The following is a 15319-nucleotide window of genomic DNA, read 5'->3' as shown; positions in this document are numbered from 1 at the left end:
CATTGTTGCAGGTGCGAAACTGCGATAGTCTCCGAACCGGAACTACAGACATTTATGTCTCATACCGACCAAAAGGTAAGTATGACGGAAATCATCAATCGCTTGCCGTCCCTGCCCGCCGAGCGAGCACTGAAGGTGATTTCGGGGCGCTGGAAAGCAATCATTCTCTACAACCTCTTCGATGGTCCCAGACGTCTGTCCGCGCTGCAACGGCTGATGCCGGCCATCACTCAAAAGGTTCTGATCGGACAACTGCGAGAGCTGGAGGAGCACCAACTCGTCCGGCGCGAGGTATTCCGCGAAGTCCCTCCGAGAGTGGAATATTCGGCGACGCACCTCGGACTCAGTCTGGAGCCCGTGCTTCTCGCATTGTGCGATTGGGGGCGGAAGCATGCTGAGGAACTGGACGAACTCGATCGACTGGTCGACTGTGAAGCCGGCTGAAGGTCGGACGGGACATACGCCTGGAGCGCGAGGCGATGAGCTTGGGGAATAGAAGGCTATCGCCAGGTAGAGCGATCCCGAAGGCGTCGTAGCATGCTTTGCTAATAGTCAAGAAACCCATGATCTTGTCTTGGGTGGTCCGTGTATGTCACTTGCTTGAAAGTGACTACTGTGTCCCTTCTCCCGGCGTGATCCACAATCATGGCATCGATCCGACGTCATCCGTCTCCTCGCGTGTAACGAGCGCGAGTTGAAAAACGAAGGAGGGTGAATGGCACCCGATCTCATTCACATCCATCGTGGGCAATTCATGGCTGACGTCGAAGATATCATCGTTAGGTCTGCAACAAGCACCGATGCGGGCCATTTCCCGACGATCGAACGAAGCGCTGGCATGCGCTTCGAGGAAATCGCCGAGTTGGCCTGGATAGCGCAAGAGAAGGATCGTTCACTCGATGAGTATCGGCACTTGGTCCAACAGGGATTGAGTTGGAGTGCCTTGTCCCCCAGTGGGCACCCCGTTGGCTTTTTATGCAGCACAATCGAAGACGGCGACCTGCACGTCTGGGAGCTCGCCGTCTATCGAGACTGGCAAGGCTGTGGGATTGGCCGAGCGCTTGTCGAATCTGCAGTTAGATGTGCGCGTCGCCGCAATATATCGGCTTTGACGATGACTACCTTCAAGAACGTGCCATGGAATGCAGCGCTCTATGCCAATTGGGGATTCAGCATATTGGGTGAAGGAACGATATCCCCAAGGCTTCAGTCGCTTTTGAACGACGAGGTAAAGCGCGGTTTGCCGCGACATCATCGCTGTGCAATGCGGCTCGACGTAGCTGCAGGGAAAGAAGAGAATGGCTTGCCTTGCCCGCAAACAGAATTCTCTTCAGCGACAGAAAAGTGCTAGGTATGGCAAGCGCAATACACCTTTGCATTTCGGAGTCTGCGAGCTTTGAGCAGCAGTGCATGCTCGATGATCTTCTCGACAGCCACAATATCGCTCATACCGGGGTTGGAGATTCGCGTCTGCTCTCGATTATCGCACAGTCGGCTGAAGGAGAGTTTCAGGGCGGTCTCCATGGCTATACCTGGGGCGGCTATTGCGAAATCAAGGTACTCTTCGTCGCGGAAAGGCACCGGCGGCAAGGACTTGGTCGCCTAATGATGGACGCGGTAGAGGCAGAGGCGCTCCGTCGGGATTGCGGACGGGTTATCCTGTCAACCCACAGCTTCCAGGCTCCTGTTTTTTATGAAAAGCTTGGATATTCAATAGTGGCGCAGCTGGACGATTGCCCCGTGAATCATCGTTACATTCTGCTGACCAAGCGTTTGATGAAATTTCCCGAAAGCTCGAGCTAGATTAACAAGTCGCTTCTGCCAGCCGGTCTCTTGGAGTTGGCTGATCGCTTCGTCCCTTGCTTAGAGTGTGCGCTATCTGCGAATTTTTTGAACAGCCAGATTGATTGGCCGAATATAATGCCGCTTACGCATCACACCACCTTCGTTTCTCCGCCATCCACACGCAGCGCCGATCCAGTCATCCACTGGCTATCGGGCGCAAACAGGAAAGCGATAGCGTTGGCAATGTCGTCCGGCTGCCCGTAGCGAGCGATTCCTGCCTCGGCGGCGAACCGCTCCGTTGCTGCGTTGAGCTCCAGATGGTGTACGTCCGCATAGCTTTGGAGCATAGACCGGCGCCGGTCGGTCATTACGGACCCTGGCAGGATCGTATTCACCTGGATGCCGTCCTGCAGGCCGCGATCTGCGAATGTCTTGGCCAGCGCCAGGATCGCGGCATTGATCGTTCCGACGGCAGCCAGCGAAGCCTTGGGCGCATAGGCGGATATCCCAGATGTGATTGCGACAGATCCACGCGACACCCTGAGCGCATCCCAAGCGGCGATCGTCAAACGCCGCGCCGAGTGAAACTTCAGCGAAAAGCCGTCAGCCCAATGTTCGTCCGTCAGTGCAAAAAGGTCGAGCTGCGGCACCGCCCCAGCGATACAGGCCAACGCATCGATCCGGCCGAAGTGGTGCAACGTCGCCCGGACTATGGCGTCATTGACTTGCGGCTCCCTCAAATCATGCACCAGGGTTAGTGGTTGGGCACCAGCCTTGCGGATCGCATCCGCAGTGTCGGACAGCGCCGGCGCAGTGCGCGCCACGATCACAACAGCGGCGAAGTCGCGGGCGAGGCGGATGGCTGTGGCGCGTCCGATTCCTCGGCTGGCCCCTGTGACAATCGCTACGCGGTTCATGACTGGCGCGCCTCAGCGACCGCCAATGTATCAATATACTGACGGAAGCGAATAATCGTCAGGTCCCTGACGGTCCAGATGTGAGCATACCGCGCCTCCACCCGCTTGGCCGTCGAGGCATAAACGCCGGTGAAGTCGCCCAGCGATACGACCGTGTCGCCGTCCGCGACGAACTCAGTCGGAACTAGCGTAAAGGTGGACCACTCCGCCATCAGCGGCTTGAATATGCCGTCGGCAACCCGTTCCGGCCCACGGCCCTCAACCTTATACTGCCACATAGTGACCCATTCGATGTCTGGCGCCATCAGTGCGAGTGCGCCCGGTGCGTCGCCGGTGCTCAGCATGTTGTAAAAGCTACGGATGATTTCGGTGGGAGTGATCATTGTCGGTCTCCTTGTGGATGGCGCCACGGGCCTGATCCTCCATGGCTGTGGCGGCGTTGCCCAGCGATCCCCTTGATCGCTGGGCAGTTCAGGACGTCAGCCAACGTGCTTGGCCAGGAATTCGCGCATCGCTACGCCGATCTCGGCGGCGTGGGTCTCAAGCGCGAAGTGACCGCTCTCGACAAATCTGACGTCGGCCAACGGGACATCGCGCTTGAAGGCCATGGCGCCCGGTGGAATGAAGAACGGGTCGTTCCTGCCCCAGACAGCCAGTACCGGCGGCTGATATGTGCGCAAATAGGCTTGGATAGCTCCGTAAAATGCGACGTTCGATTTGTAATCGAGCAGCAGGTCGAGCTGGATCTCATCGTTACCCGCCCGCGCCAAGTAGAAGTCGTCGAGGTTGCGGCCGTCGGGCGAGACCAGGCTCGGGTCTGAGACGCCATGGGTATACTGGAACAGCGTGGTCTGAGGCGCCAGGAAGCCACGCAGTGCGTCGCGGTTGGCCTGTGTCGGTTCCTTCCAGTAAGCCTGGACAGGCGCGAACGCGTCGGAGACACCCTCCAGATAGGTATTGCCGTTCTGAGTGACGATTGCAGTCACCCGGTCCGGGTGCTTGACCGCCAGGCGAAAGCCGACAGGCGCACCATAGTCGAAGACGTAGATCGCGAACTTCTCGAGGCCAAGGACCTCCGTGAAACGATCGATCACCCTTGTGATGTTCTCAAAGGTGTAGGCGAATTCTTTACGCCCTGGCTGGGCGGTCAGGCCGAATCCAGGAAGGTCCGGCGCCACGACATGGTAACGATCCGAAAGCTCGGGGATGAGATCGCGAAACATGTGGCTCGCGCTTGGAAAGCCGTGGAGCAGCATCACCGCTGGCCGGTTGCGATCGCCCGCTTCGCGATAGAAGACCTCAAGGCCGTCAACGTCGGCGGTTTTGAAATGAACAGACATGATAGTTCTCCTCGATAGGAGGCGTGACAGATTGTTCGCTGTCGCGCCTTCGCTGTAGTATTCGGTTCGCTCGGAGTCAGGCGGCGCTCCGAGCCGCCACTCGGGGGAAGTCAATCTCTGTGCCCAGAGCTTCATTGATGGTGTTTGTGAACACGTTGAGCGCGACATGCGCGATGATCTCGACGACCTCGCCGTCCGAATAGCCTGCACCCTTGACGGCATTGATGTCGGTCTGGCTCACGTGGCCGCGCTCCCGCGCGAGCTTTGCCGCGAAACGGACTGCTGTGTCCGCCTTGACGTCGTTCGAGGCCCCACTGCGATTGGCAGTGATCTCCGCGTCGTCGAGCCTGGCGAGGTTGCGAGCCAGGTAAGTGTGCGCCGAGAGGCAGTAGTCGCAGCCGTTCACCTCGGCTATGGCCAGCGCGATACGTTCTCCGGTCGCCGCCGCTAGGGCGCCCTTTCGGAGCGTGCCCGAAAAGGCGAGATACGCTTCCAGCGCCGCTGGGCTATTGGAGACGATACGGAACAGATTCGGCACAGTGCCGAGCTGTTGCTTGACGGCAGCGAGCAATGGCTTCGAGGCGGCGGGCGCCTCTTCCAGCGTCGGGGTCGGGATTCGTGACATAGGCTTCACTCCTGAGAGAAGGGGAGGCCACGGTTGGCCTCGCAGGAGTGAGTATCTCCTTCCGAAAAACGGCAGTAGTCGCTATATTTGGAAGCGAGACTTCCATAATACGAGAGGAAGCATGGATCGATTTGAAGCGATACGCACGCTCATCGCCGCCGTCGACGGAGGCAGTCTGTCCGCCGCGTCACGAATGCTGAGTATTCCACTGCCGACAGTCAGCCGTCGGGTGTCCGATCTTGAAGCGTTGCTGGGATCCCAACTTCTCGTGAGGACCAGCCGTAGGCTCCTGCTGACCGAGGCTGGCGCTGCCTACGTCGCTGCGGCACGACGTGTGCTGGAGGAACTGGCCGAAGCAGAGCGAGCGGCGTCCGGTGAGTATCTTGCGCCGCGCGGTGAACTTCTGATTACGGCACCGATCATGTTTGGCAAGATGCATGTAGCCCCGATCGTCCATGACTTCCTCAAGGCGTATCCCGAGGTCACAGTGCGTCTGGCGCTTTCCGATGGGATCATGGATCTGGTCGAGTCGCACATCGATGTCGCGGTGAGAATCGGTAATCTGCCTGACAGCACGCTGATCGCACGGCGCATCGGCTATGTCCGTTGGGTCACATGCGCGAGTCCTGCCTTTTTGGAGCGCCGTGGCACACCAGCCTCACCCAGCCAACTTCCGAGCTATGAGTGCATCGCCTATGAGGGCATCGAGCTCTGGCGCGAGTGGTCCTTTGCCGGTCCGCAGGGAGAGGAGACGGTCGTCATCCGACCGCGCTATTCGGTTAGCACGGCTGATGCGGTTATCGCCGCCGCCGCTGCCGACCTAGGGATTGCATGCGTCATGTCTTACCAAGTGGCCCTGAGCGTGCGCGAGGGCATTCTCGTCTCGATTTTGGACGATTGGGCGCCGCCGTCTTTTCCCGTCCAGATGGTCCATGCCGCTCGCCAGCATCAGCCGTTGAAGCTTCGGGCATTCCTGGATTTTGTCGCGCCACGGCTGCAGGAACGGCTTCAGGTCATCTCGGAGCAGTTCGCTCCAGCGAGGTTGCCCAAAACCGTCTGAGTTTAGGCTGTGGTGACAAATTAATCATTTGAGCCATAGCATGATGCTGGCGATTTTGACGAGACCGAGGAAGTTTTCGGCCCATTTGTCGTATCGGGTTGCAATGCGCCGGCCCTGTTTGAGTTTGGCGAAGAAGCCTTCAGTGCCCAAGCTGTTCTTATAGGCAATCTTGTCTTGGCGGTCCTGGTACGCGCGGTGGCGGCGGGGCGGAATGACAGGCTCGCCGCCCTGATCGAGAACAACGTGGTGCAGCCGATGGGCATCATAGGCCCGGTCGGCGATCACCTGAGTTGCCGGCAGTCCCTGGATCAAGTCGCAGGCTGGCGCCATGTCATTCTACTGGCCAGGGTCGATCTCGGAGCGCACACGCGGGCCCAGCGCATTTACGACAACGTGGAGTTTGGGGCCAAAACCCCCTCCCGAGCGGCCGAGAGCCTGTCATCCTCTCTGGTATCGGCACTGTCACGTTGACAGGATCTCGACGGGGCAATGGTGTGACTGACCACCGCAATCAGACGAAGGTGCAGGTGCCGGCAAGCTCCTCCCACACGGTCATCGCCTCGGTGCGAAGGCTCCGATAGTCGATGGCGGACAGGCTATGGCGCGGAAAGTGGAAGAGGTTGGCGATGGTATCGTGAATTGAGACGAAGCGCTGGAGATGGCGGACGGATTTGAATCTCTTCATACTTCGTTCTCGTCGCCGGGTCGGCTGGTGCGAATTCTCGGCCCGGTTGTTCAGGCCCTTATGCTGGCGATGCTCGAAGGTCATACCCATGTCGCAGCGGGCAGCGTCAGGGCATCGTGATGAATCAGAAGAAGCTGCGGCGGCTCTATCGCGAGGAGAAGTTGCAGGTGCACCAGCGCGGCGGCCGTAAACGGGCACTGGGTACCCGCAGGCCCATGCTCACGCCGGATCGAGCCAATGCGCGCTGGAGCCTCGATTTTCTCTCCGACACGATCAGCGACGGTCGCCGCTTCAGGGTGCTCGCCATCGTCGACGACTATACACGCGAGTGCCTGGCACTCGTCGCCGATACGTCTCTCTCGGGCCTACGCGTTGCCCGGGAACTGGACACCGTCATTCGCCTGCGCGGCCGGGCGGATACGATCGTGTCCGACAACGGCACCGAGCTCACCTCGATGGCGATCCTGCGTTGGTGCCAGGAGATCGGCGTCGAATGGCACTATATCGCCCCCGGCAAGCCCACGCAGAATGCCTTCGTCGAGAGCTTCAACGGGCGCTTCCGGGACGAGTGCCTTAACGACACGCTGTTCTCGACGCTCACTGAGGCCCGCAGCGCCATCAGCTTATGGAAGGAGGATTGCAATGGGCATCGACCCCACTCGGCCCTCGGCAGCATGACGCCCGCCGAGTTCGCCCTTAAATCCGCGCTGGAAAAACAGGCCGCCTAAGGCCAGAAATGAACCCAGGACTCTCCCTCAAGCCGGAGGAGAAAAGGGTCTCAGGTCACTCCCAATATGGCATGTCACCGGCCGAGTACCGCCAAAAGTGGAGTCTGCCGGATGATTATCCGATGGTGGCGCCCAACTATGCCCGGCAGCGCTCTGAGCTCGCCAAGACCATGGGACTTGGAAAAGGTGGCGTGCAGCGCCAGCGTCCCAAGAAATAGTCCCGCCCACACTGAGGCCGGGATACCAAGAGGGGCGTAAAGGGCGGCGCTGCCAGAAAGAAGTTACCCTGGCGGCGCACACTCAATCGTAACCTTTCGGGACGACAATTACCTGGTTCGCAAGGACGAATGCGATCTGGCGGATGAGTAGTGCTGCGTACCGCCCGATCGCCTCTCCCCTCCTCTATCCTTCCCAAGCGCAGCTTGCCCTGCAGTCACCCCGCCAGGACCACTGCGACGCCCGGCTGGGTCAGCTGTCCTTCTCATTTGCGGCTTTCTGTTTTTCCTGGCGATCGAGGACAAGCCGCACCTTCTCGAATTCCGATGGAGCCATTGAGACGCCTTCCACCTTGTCGCTGCCCAACTGCTCGATGGTTGCACGCAGATGTTCGGCCGGCACTACTTTCACCTCGCCGCTCTTGTGAATGATGGCGACCGTACCCAGGGGCACCAGTTCGCTGGCCGTGATGCCAAAGCCGTCCAAGAAGATCGCTTCCCTGTCCAACGGCGCTCCTCCCCTGCCCCTTTTTTTGGGCCCAATCATAGCTGTAGAGGACGGCAGAGGGAGCCCGGCTTTAGGGTAGGGCGAGACGTCCGCGTCGTCTGACAGAAATGCCAGGTGGCCAGCGCGAAGAGCGATCCTAATCTTAACCTTGAACGCATCAATTGCTCGCGGCAGACTCTTGCCCGCCATGGTCGCCCAGACCGCATCGTCATCGATGGCAGTCAGACCAACCGCGAGGCGATCCGATGCTGCGATGCAGAAAATCGCTTGTGCAATTCATCGCGGCAGGCCTTGAAATCGATCCGGATCCGCACGAGCCAATACCTCAATAACCGCATCGAACAGGACCATAGGCGCATCAAGCGCCGCGTCCGCTCCATGCTCGGCTTCAAGTCGACGGTAAGTGCCGAAATCACTCTCTCCGGCACCGAGATGGTTCACATGATGCGTAAACGACAGGCGCGGTTTGCCTATAATCTATGTCCATCACTGAAGGCGCAGTCCGAACTCCTGGCCGCCTGAAAGGCGGCGCCAACCGCCCTTTTCACGAACCATTTCAAAGTTTGCGAGAGAGCTTGGCTGAGCGGGTGCGCAGACGGGATCGATGCCATGGGTTTCGACGGTGCCGGCGCGCCGTCCGACTCAACTGCCCAGCACGCTGACCACCGCCTTTTTCGCGACGTCCACAACGATGTCCGCCTCTTCGAGCGTGAGGCAAAGCGGAGGCGCGAAACCCATGATGTCTCCCTGCGGCATGGCCCGGCCGATGACGCCGCGCTCCAGCATCGCCGCGACCGCGCGCGGGCCGATTTTTTCCGACGGATCGAAGAAGACACGGTCGTCGCGGTCCTTCACCAGTTCCACCGCCGCTAGCATTCCCTCGCCCCGCACCTCGCCGACATGGGTGTGGGCGCCGAGCGCCTCGCCGAGCGCCTTCTTGAAATAGGCGCCGACCGTACGCGCGTTCGCGACGAGATCCATCTCATCGACCAGTTCGAGGTTGGCGACACCGGCGGCAGCGCAAAGCGGGTGGGACGAATAGGTCCAGCCATGGCCGATCGGCCCGAACTCGTCCGAGCCCTGCTCGAGGATGCGCCAGACCTTCTCGGAGACGATCACGCCCGAGAGCGGCGCATAGGCCGAGGTCAGGCCCTTCGCGATGGTGATGAGGTCCGGCTTGATGCCATAATGATCCGAGCCGAACATGCTGCCCAAGCGGCCGAATCCGGTGATCACCTCGTCGGCGATCAGCAGGATGTCGTATTTCGTCAGCACGGCCTGGATCTTGTCCCAGTAGGTCCTGGGCGGCGGAACGATGCCGCCCGTACCCAGTACCGGCTCGCCGATAAAGGCGGCGATGGTGTCGGGACCTTCGGCCTGGATCAGTTCTTCCAGCTTGTCGGCGCAATACTGTGCGAATTCCTCCTCGCTCTGGGAACGGTCGGGCCGGCGGTAATAATAGGGCGCCTCGGTATGGACGACCTGGCCGAATGGCAGGTCGAACAGGTTGTGGAAGGCGGCAAGCCCGGTCAGGCTGCCGCTCATCAGGCCTGATCCGTGATAGCCACGCCAGCGTGAGATGATCTTCTTCTTCTGTGGGCGCTTCAGGACATTGTTGATGTACCAGACGAGCTTGATGTTGGTCTCGTTGGCGTCCGAGCCGCCGAGCCCGAAGAAGACGCGGCTCATGCCCTGCGGCGCCCTGTCGATTATCATCTTGGCGAGCCGGATCGACGGTTCGGAACCGTGGCCGACATAGGCGTGGTAATAGGGTAGCTCGGCCGCTTGCGCCGCAATGGCATCTGTGATGCTGGTGCGGCCATAGCCGACATTCACGCAATAGAGGCCGGCGAAGGCATCCAGGCTGCTCTTGCCGTTGCGATCCCGGATATAGACGCCCTCGGCGCCCCTGATGATACGGTTGGGTGTCTCTCCGCGCGCATGCTGGGCCATGTGGGTCGAGGGGTGGAAGAAGTGATCGCGGTCCCAGGCGGTCAGCTCATTGTCGGAAACGGGGCGTTCGAGCATGGGGCTCTCCTTTCAGGCAAGATCGAGACAGGTATATTTGAGATCGGTGAAGGCTTCGAGGCCATGTCGCGCGCCCTCGCGGCCCATGCCAGACTGCTTGACGCCCCCGAAGGGCACTGGCGCGCCGGTGAGCTTGACACGGTTGACAGCCACCATGCCGTATTGCAGCGCGCGGCTGAGGCGCAGGGCCTGCGCGCCGTTGCGCGTGACGACGTATGCGACCAGCCCGTATTCGGTGGCGTTGGCGCGCTCGATCACTTCCGCCTCGTCCTCGAAGGGCGTGACGCAGGCGACGGGCGCGAACTGCTCTTCGCGCATGATGGCGGCTTGGTCGGGCACATCCACGAGGAGCGTAGGCAGCACGAAGAGGTTCCCCGGGGCCGCACCCTCGCCCGCAAGCCGCCGGGCGCCCTGCGCCAGTGCATCATCAATGCGCGCCCTTGTACGGGCCACGGCTCCTTCATGCATGAGGGGGCCGACCTCGACGCCCTCCTCAAGGCCGCCGCCGACCTTCAGCGCGGCGACCCGACCGGCCAGCGCTCCGCAGAAGGCTTCATAAAGCGGGCGCTGGACATAGATGCGATTGGCCGCCAGGCAGTCCTGACCCGAGGTGGCGAATTTTGCCGCCATTGCGATGTCGACTGATTGATCCAAATCGGCGTCGGAGCAGATGATCAGCGGCGCATTGCCGCCGAGCTCCATCACGAGGCGCTTTACGCTCGGAGCGCATTGGGCCGCGATCAGGCGGCCGACCTCGGTGGACCCGGTGAAGCTGACGACGCGCACGCGCGTATCCTTGCACAGGCGCGGAGCGATGATGCGGGCGTCGCCGGTGACGACGTTGAAGACACCCGGCGGCAGTCCCGCCCGGTCTGCCAACTCGGCCAGCGCCAGGGCCGAAAGGGGCGTGTGGGAGGAGGGATGCACCACCACGGTGCACCCGGCCGCCAGTGCAGCCGCAGACTTGCGCGTCACCATGGCGCAAGGAAAGTTCCATGGCGTGAGCAAGGCGGCAACGCCCAGCGGCTCGCGCGTAACCTGCATATATGCGCCGGGCAGATGGCTGGTGATGCTCTCGGCATTCACCCGCTTGCCCTCCTCCGCATACCATTCGACGAAAGATGCGGCATAGTCGATCTCGCCGCGGCTTTCGGCCAGCGGCTTGCCCTGTTCGAGCGTCATCAGCAGCGCCAGATCCTCCCTCGCCGCGAGGATGAGCTCATACCAGGCGCGCAGGAGGGCGGCGCGTTCCTGCGGCGCCCGTGCTGCCCAGGAGGGAAAGGCGCGCTGGGCCGCATCGATCGCCAGGCCCGTCTCTTGCGTGCCCAGGCTCGCCACGTGCACGAGTGTGCGGCCTGAGAACGGATCGTCGACGGCGAAGCTCGCCGCGTCCTGTGCCTGCGTCCAGCGGCCATCGACATAGGCGAGTTCGCGCAGCAGCTGGCCGTCGGCGAGATGGCCGAGTGTCGGATGGGAGGAGCGTTTGAAGGCAGTGGCAGCAGTCATCCCGGCAACTCCGTTTGGCTCTCATGCGAGTCTAGGCCGGGCGCGAACGAGGATGTCTCGGTTCGGGCAGCAAGGCGCCGATAGATCTTCGGTGTTGGTGGCGGGACGCCGAAGGCTCGTCGCTTCCCGGGCGGATCAGGGGCGCTCATGCTCGCCGGACTAAAGCACCGACTGCAGGAACTCCCGGGTTCGTGCCTGTTCCGGCGCCGAAAAGATCCGCTCTGGATCGCCTTGCTCCACGATCCTACCCCTGTCGAAAAAGCAGACGCGATCCGATACTTCGCGGGCGAAACGCATCTCATGCGTCACCAACAGCATGGTGAGGTCGTGCTCATGGGCAAGGGAACGGATGACGCCCAGCACCTCGCCCACGAGTTGCGGGTCGAGCGCGGAAGTCGGCTCGTCGAACAGGAGCACACGCGGCCGCATGGCAAGCGCGCGGGCGATGGCGACACGTTGTTGCTGGCCGCCGGAGAGCTGGCTGGGGAAATGGTCCTTCTTGTCCGCCAGGCCGACCATGCGCAGAAGGTCCATAGCGCGCGCCTCCGCCTCGGCACGCCGAAGGCCGAGCACGCTCACGGGTGCTTCCACCACGTTGCGTAGCACTGTCATGTGCGGGAAGAGGTTGAAACTCTGGAACACCATGCCGACCTGGCCGCGGATCTGGCGCAGGTGCTTCTCGCTCGCCCGGAAGGGGCCGCGACCACCGGGCTCGTGATAGGACAGCCCCCGCAGTTCCAACTTTCCGTCCTGGAAGGGCTCAAGCGTCATCAGGATGCGGAGCACAGTGGACTTGCCGGATCCTGAAGGGCCGATCAGCGTGACCTTCTCCCCGGGAGCGACGGCGAAGTTGAAATCGTCGAGCACGGTAAGCGTGCCGAAGCGCTTCGTGACATTGGCGAAGCGGATGCAGGGGTCGATGGTCGAGGGCGTGTCTGTCATCGCAGGGCGATTCCGCTCTTGGGCAGCACCCGCTCCAGCACGTGGATGCCGGCCGAGCACAGCAAAGTGAGAATGAGGAAGATCAGGCCGACCAGCGACAGCGGCACCATATATTCGAAGGTGCGGTCGCCGATCAGATTAGCGAGGTTGACCATGTCGGCTACCGTCACCACCGAGAGCACCGGCGTCTCCTTGAGCATGGAGACGAGGTAGTTGCCGAGTGCTGGGAGCACGCGAGGAATGGCCTGCGGCACCACGATCCTGGAATAGGTGTGGGCATGGCTGAAATTAAGCGCGATCGCCGCCTCCCATTGTCCCCGGGGCACGGCGTCGAGGCCGGCTCGATAGACCTCCGAAGTGTAGGCCGAATATTGCAGGCCGAGGGCAATGGCGCCTGTCAGGAAGGGTGGCAGCACGATGCCGTAGACCGGTAGCACGTAGAAGAGGAAGAAGAGTTGCACCAACAGTGGCGTATCGCGGATGAACTCCACCAGGAAGGCAGTAGTCCAGGCGAGCGGCTTGAAGCGGCTGCGGCGCAGCAAGGCGAGGCCGAGGCCGAGCACCATCGCGATAACGAAGCCGCAGACCGTCGCCTCCAGCGTCACCAGCAGGCCGATCCCCAGGATCGGCAGGATCGAGAGCGCGAAGGCGAGGTCGGAGGAGGTGTCCCACGCGTAACCGTAGATCATGCGAGCCCTCCCTTCAGCCGTGCGCGCTACGCGGGAAGGCCGGCCCGCGGCGCAGGAACCGCTCCAGCCAGCGCATGAAGGCGGAGAACATCAGTGCCATGACGAAATAGCCGATCAGCGTCATGCCGTAGATCGTCGCGCTGTTGGCCGGTGCCATGTTGCGAAGGTTCTGGGCTCGGAAGGTGAGGTCCGCGATGGTGATCAGCGAGACGAGCGAAGTGTCCTTCAGGTTCTGTACCGCGAGATTGCCGAAGGAAGGCATCATCTCCACTACCGCCTGCGGCAGGTAGATGTGGAACAGGGTATGCCACCGGGAGAAATTCAGCGCCCGCGCCGCCTCGCGCTGCTGCGGCGGGATGGATTGCAAGGCGCCGCGAACGACCTCCGCGCCATAGGCACCGATATTGAGCGCAAGGCCGGCAATGCCGGTGGCGATCGGATCGAAGGAGATGCCGATCAGCGGCAGGGCGTAGAACAGCCAGAAAAGCTGCACAAGCAACGAGGTCCCACGGAAAATCTCGATATAGACAAGCGCGATCCACGAGGCGACGCGCCTGCCTTCGGCGCGGGCAATGCCGGCGGCGAAGGCAATCACCGCGCCGATCAGCGTGGAAATCACGCCGATGATCAGCGTGACCTCCGCGCCCCGCAGTAGGGCAGGCAGATAATGGGTCCAGACCATGGTCGCGGCCTTTCGATCGGTGTCGCGAAGCCACTCCGGCTCGGCGGAACAGATTGACATTCGATGCGCCGGCCTTGGGAACCTGACTCAAAAGTCGCAACAATGCGGAGCGAGACTCTGTTCCTCGCCTTGCCTGGGCTTGTGCGGGGCAGCCAGGAGCAATTCCCGCAGTGTTTGCGCTTGCCCGTATTGCCGGGGGAAGGCCCGGCAATGAGGAAGGTCGAGGTTCAGGCGACTTTCGACCGGGCCTTTCAGGCCGGCGCACCGGGATACCTTACTTGCCGGCGCAAAGATCGGCCGTCTTCTTGGTCCGCGCAGCCTCGACGCTCTCGGGGCTCAGCCCGTAGGAGGTCAGGATCTTCTTGTAGTCGTCCGTCTTCTTGAATTCGACCAGTGCCTTGTTGAAGGCGTCGAGCAAGTCCTTGTCCTCGAGACGGAAGTCGAAGCCGCCATAGGAACGCGCCGGCTTGCCGTCGATCACAGGATCGGAGAACGGTTCGGCCTGCTCCACGCCCGTGGCGCCCTTGACGAGCTGGGCCACCGTCAGCTCGGTCGCGGCATAGGCATCGGCGCGGCCGGTCTGGATGGTGGAGAGCGCGTCGGCATTGGCCTGGATCATGACGATCTGGCTGTCGGGAACGCCGAGGCCATGCAGGAAGTCGAGCTGGTCGGCGCCGGAAACGATCGCGACCTTGAGGGAGGGATCCTTCTTGATGTCCTCGTATGAATGCAGCTTCTTTGGATTGCCGGTCGGCACCATCAGTCCTTCGCCGTAGCTCGAATTCGGCTCGGTAAAGGCAACCTGCTTGCAGCGGTCGGGAAGGATGTTCATCTCCGCTGCGACGAAGTCGAAGCGCTTGGCCTTGAGGCCTGGGATCAGCGAGCCGAACGGCGTCACCGACCAGTCGACCTCGCTTACACCCATCGTCTTGAGCACGGCCGCCGCGACATCCGGGCCGATGCCCTTGGCAGAACCGTTCTCGTCCATGAAGGAATACGGCACCTCGTTGGCGCTGGCGCCACGAATATAGCCGTTGCTCTTCACCTCATCGAGCGTGGTGGCCTGCGCCACGCCGAATCCGGCGAAGGCCAGGACCACGATACTGGCAAAACGGAACGCTTTCATCATTTTCTTCTCCTGTCTGGTTATGGTCTTCGTCCGGTTGTGTCCGGCTCGTCTGGTTGTCGGTGATGGTTCAGGGGCCGCCGACTTCGGTCGCGACCACGGCAAGGCAGTCGCCGGGCTTGACGAGGCCGGGGAAATGGCGGGCGGCCAGCAGGCCGTCGAGGGCCGCGCAATGCTCGAACGGTGCGGCGCCGGTGCGGCCCAGTGGATATATGCGGGCGATCGGTTCGCCCCTGGTAAGCGGATCGCCGAGATCCTTGAGGAACTCGACGAGCCCCTCCTCCTCACTGAAGCCGAAGCAGTCGGCCGAGGGCATGTCGAGCCAGCGCGTCGGCCCGGCCTCGGGCTCCCCCGCCAGGATGCCGGCGTGCCTCAGCACATTCGCGACACCGCGCCTCGCGATGGCCACCGATTTCGCCGTGGCGGTGCCGCCGCCGCCGAGTTCGGTGGTCACGAAGACCTTGCCGGCCATCTCGGTCACGG

At 61.7% G+C, this 15319-nt stretch carries 15 protein-coding genes and 6 pseudogenes; 7 read left to right on the top strand and 14 right to left on the bottom strand.

The annotated features are described in order from the left end of the window. Positions 1-81: 81 nt before the first annotated feature. The 3 genes from AC6H34_RS30130 (at position 82) to AC6H34_RS30120 (ending at position 1803) form a co-directional block, all read left to right on the top strand. Entirely contained in the window at positions 82-444 is a 363-nt protein-coding gene (locus AC6H34_RS30130; protein ID WP_497541357.1) for a winged helix-turn-helix transcriptional regulator, read from the top strand. A gap of 271 nt (positions 445-715) precedes the next feature. After that, positions 716-1351: a GNAT family N-acetyltransferase gene (locus AC6H34_RS30125; RefSeq protein ID WP_497541356.1), complete on the top strand. Its 636-nt coding sequence runs from the start codon at positions 716-718 to the stop codon at positions 1349-1351. Between the two features lie 59 nt (positions 1352-1410). Further along, positions 1411-1803, top strand: a complete 393-nt coding sequence (locus tag AC6H34_RS30120; protein ID WP_497541355.1) for a GNAT family N-acetyltransferase — start codon at positions 1411-1413, stop codon at positions 1801-1803. Positions 1804-1934: 131 nt separating this feature from the next. Here the strand turns inward: AC6H34_RS30120 and AC6H34_RS30115 are convergent, their stop codons facing one another. The 4 genes from AC6H34_RS30115 to AC6H34_RS30100 form a co-directional block, all read right to left on the bottom strand. Continuing rightward, positions 1935-2702 (bottom strand): SDR family oxidoreductase, encoded by a 768-nt coding sequence (locus AC6H34_RS30115; RefSeq protein WP_497541354.1) that lies wholly within the window; start codon positions 2700-2702, stop codon positions 1935-1937. Continuing rightward, complete coding sequence (locus AC6H34_RS30110; RefSeq protein ID WP_497541353.1) at positions 2699-3085, bottom strand: nuclear transport factor 2 family protein; 387 nt, start codon at positions 3083-3085, stop codon at positions 2699-2701. Before AC6H34_RS30110 ends, AC6H34_RS30115 begins: the two co-directional genes overlap by 4 nt. A gap of 96 nt (positions 3086-3181) precedes the next feature. Continuing rightward, positions 3182-4042, bottom strand: coding sequence for an alpha/beta fold hydrolase (locus AC6H34_RS30105; RefSeq protein WP_497541352.1), 861 nt, complete (start codon positions 4040-4042; stop codon positions 3182-3184). Between the two features lie 76 nt (positions 4043-4118). After that, a complete protein-coding gene (locus tag AC6H34_RS30100) occupies positions 4119-4667 on the bottom strand; it encodes a carboxymuconolactone decarboxylase family protein (protein ID WP_497541351.1) in 549 nt (182 codons plus the stop codon). Between the two features lie 121 nt (positions 4668-4788). Here AC6H34_RS30100 and AC6H34_RS30095 point away from each other — a divergent pair, with 121 nt between their 5' ends. Further along, positions 4789-5727: a LysR family transcriptional regulator gene (locus AC6H34_RS30095; RefSeq protein ID WP_497541350.1), complete on the top strand. Its 939-nt coding sequence runs from the start codon at positions 4789-4791 to the stop codon at positions 5725-5727. A gap of 24 nt (positions 5728-5751) precedes the next feature. Here AC6H34_RS30095 and AC6H34_RS30090 read toward each other — a convergent pair. Then, positions 5752-6165, bottom strand: a pseudogene (locus AC6H34_RS30090) (transposase); the annotation flags it as partial. A gap of 73 nt (positions 6166-6238) precedes the next feature. Further along, positions 6239-6523: pseudogene (locus AC6H34_RS30085) on the bottom strand (DDE-type integrase/transposase/recombinase); the annotation flags it as partial. Here AC6H34_RS30085 and AC6H34_RS30080 point away from each other — a divergent pair. Together AC6H34_RS30080 and AC6H34_RS30075 are read left to right on the top strand one after the other, a co-directional pair. Continuing rightward, positions 6514-7140, top strand: a pseudogene (locus tag AC6H34_RS30080) (IS3 family transposase); the annotation flags it as partial. The pseudogenes AC6H34_RS30085 and AC6H34_RS30080 sit on opposite strands and share 10 nt — an antisense overlap. Positions 7141-7199: 59 nt before the next feature. Then, positions 7200-7358: pseudogene (locus AC6H34_RS30075) on the top strand (MucR family transcriptional regulator); the annotation flags it as partial. A gap of 250 nt (positions 7359-7608) precedes the next feature. Here AC6H34_RS30075 and AC6H34_RS30070 read toward each other — a convergent pair. Beyond that, positions 7609-7863: a hypothetical protein gene (locus AC6H34_RS30070; protein WP_497541349.1), complete on the bottom strand. Its 255-nt coding sequence runs from the start codon at positions 7861-7863 to the stop codon at positions 7609-7611. A gap of 168 nt (positions 7864-8031) precedes the next feature. Here AC6H34_RS30070 and AC6H34_RS30065 point away from each other — a divergent pair. Next, a pseudogene (locus tag AC6H34_RS30065) lies at positions 8032-8385 on the top strand (DDE-type integrase/transposase/recombinase); the annotation flags it as partial. A 120-nt stretch (positions 8386-8505) separates the two neighbouring features. Here the strand turns inward: AC6H34_RS30065 and AC6H34_RS30060 are convergent. The 7 genes and pseudogenes from AC6H34_RS30060 to AC6H34_RS30030 all read right to left on the bottom strand — a co-directional run. Beyond that, a complete protein-coding gene (locus AC6H34_RS30060) occupies positions 8506-9891 on the bottom strand; it encodes an aspartate aminotransferase family protein (protein WP_497541348.1) in 1386 nt (461 codons plus the stop codon). A 12-nt stretch (positions 9892-9903) separates the two neighbouring features. Next, entirely contained in the window at positions 9904-11397 is a 1494-nt protein-coding gene (locus tag AC6H34_RS30055; RefSeq protein WP_497541347.1) for an NAD-dependent succinate-semialdehyde dehydrogenase, read from the bottom strand. Between the two features lie 159 nt (positions 11398-11556). Further along, on the bottom strand, positions 11557-12339 hold the full coding sequence (gene ehuA / locus AC6H34_RS30050; RefSeq protein ID WP_448145971.1) for an ectoine/hydroxyectoine ABC transporter ATP-binding protein EhuA: 783 nt from the start codon (positions 12337-12339) through the stop codon (positions 11557-11559). Continuing rightward, a complete protein-coding gene (gene ehuD, locus AC6H34_RS30045; RefSeq protein WP_448145970.1) occupies positions 12336-13028 on the bottom strand; it encodes an ectoine/hydroxyectoine ABC transporter permease subunit EhuD in 693 nt (230 codons plus the stop codon). The genes ehuA and ehuD overlap by 4 nt, the downstream gene beginning before the upstream one ends. Positions 13029-13041: 13 nt before the next feature. Next, positions 13042-13710, bottom strand: coding sequence for an ectoine/hydroxyectoine ABC transporter permease subunit EhuC (gene ehuC / locus AC6H34_RS30040; RefSeq protein WP_448151220.1), 669 nt, complete (start codon positions 13708-13710; stop codon positions 13042-13044). A 274-nt stretch (positions 13711-13984) separates the two neighbouring features. Next, positions 13985-14836, bottom strand: coding sequence for an ectoine/hydroxyectoine ABC transporter substrate-binding protein EhuB (ehuB, locus tag AC6H34_RS30035; RefSeq protein ID WP_448151219.1), 852 nt, complete (start codon positions 14834-14836; stop codon positions 13985-13987). 70 nt (positions 14837-14906) lie between these two features. Next, a pseudogene (locus AC6H34_RS30030) lies at positions 14907-15319 on the bottom strand (N-alpha-acetyl diaminobutyric acid deacetylase DoeB); the annotation flags it as partial.

This window comes from Labrys sp. ALF-8, assembly GCF_059699065.1.
The sequence above is the reverse complement of the archived record's forward strand: the minus strand, read 5'-3'. Positions and strand labels throughout refer to the sequence as shown.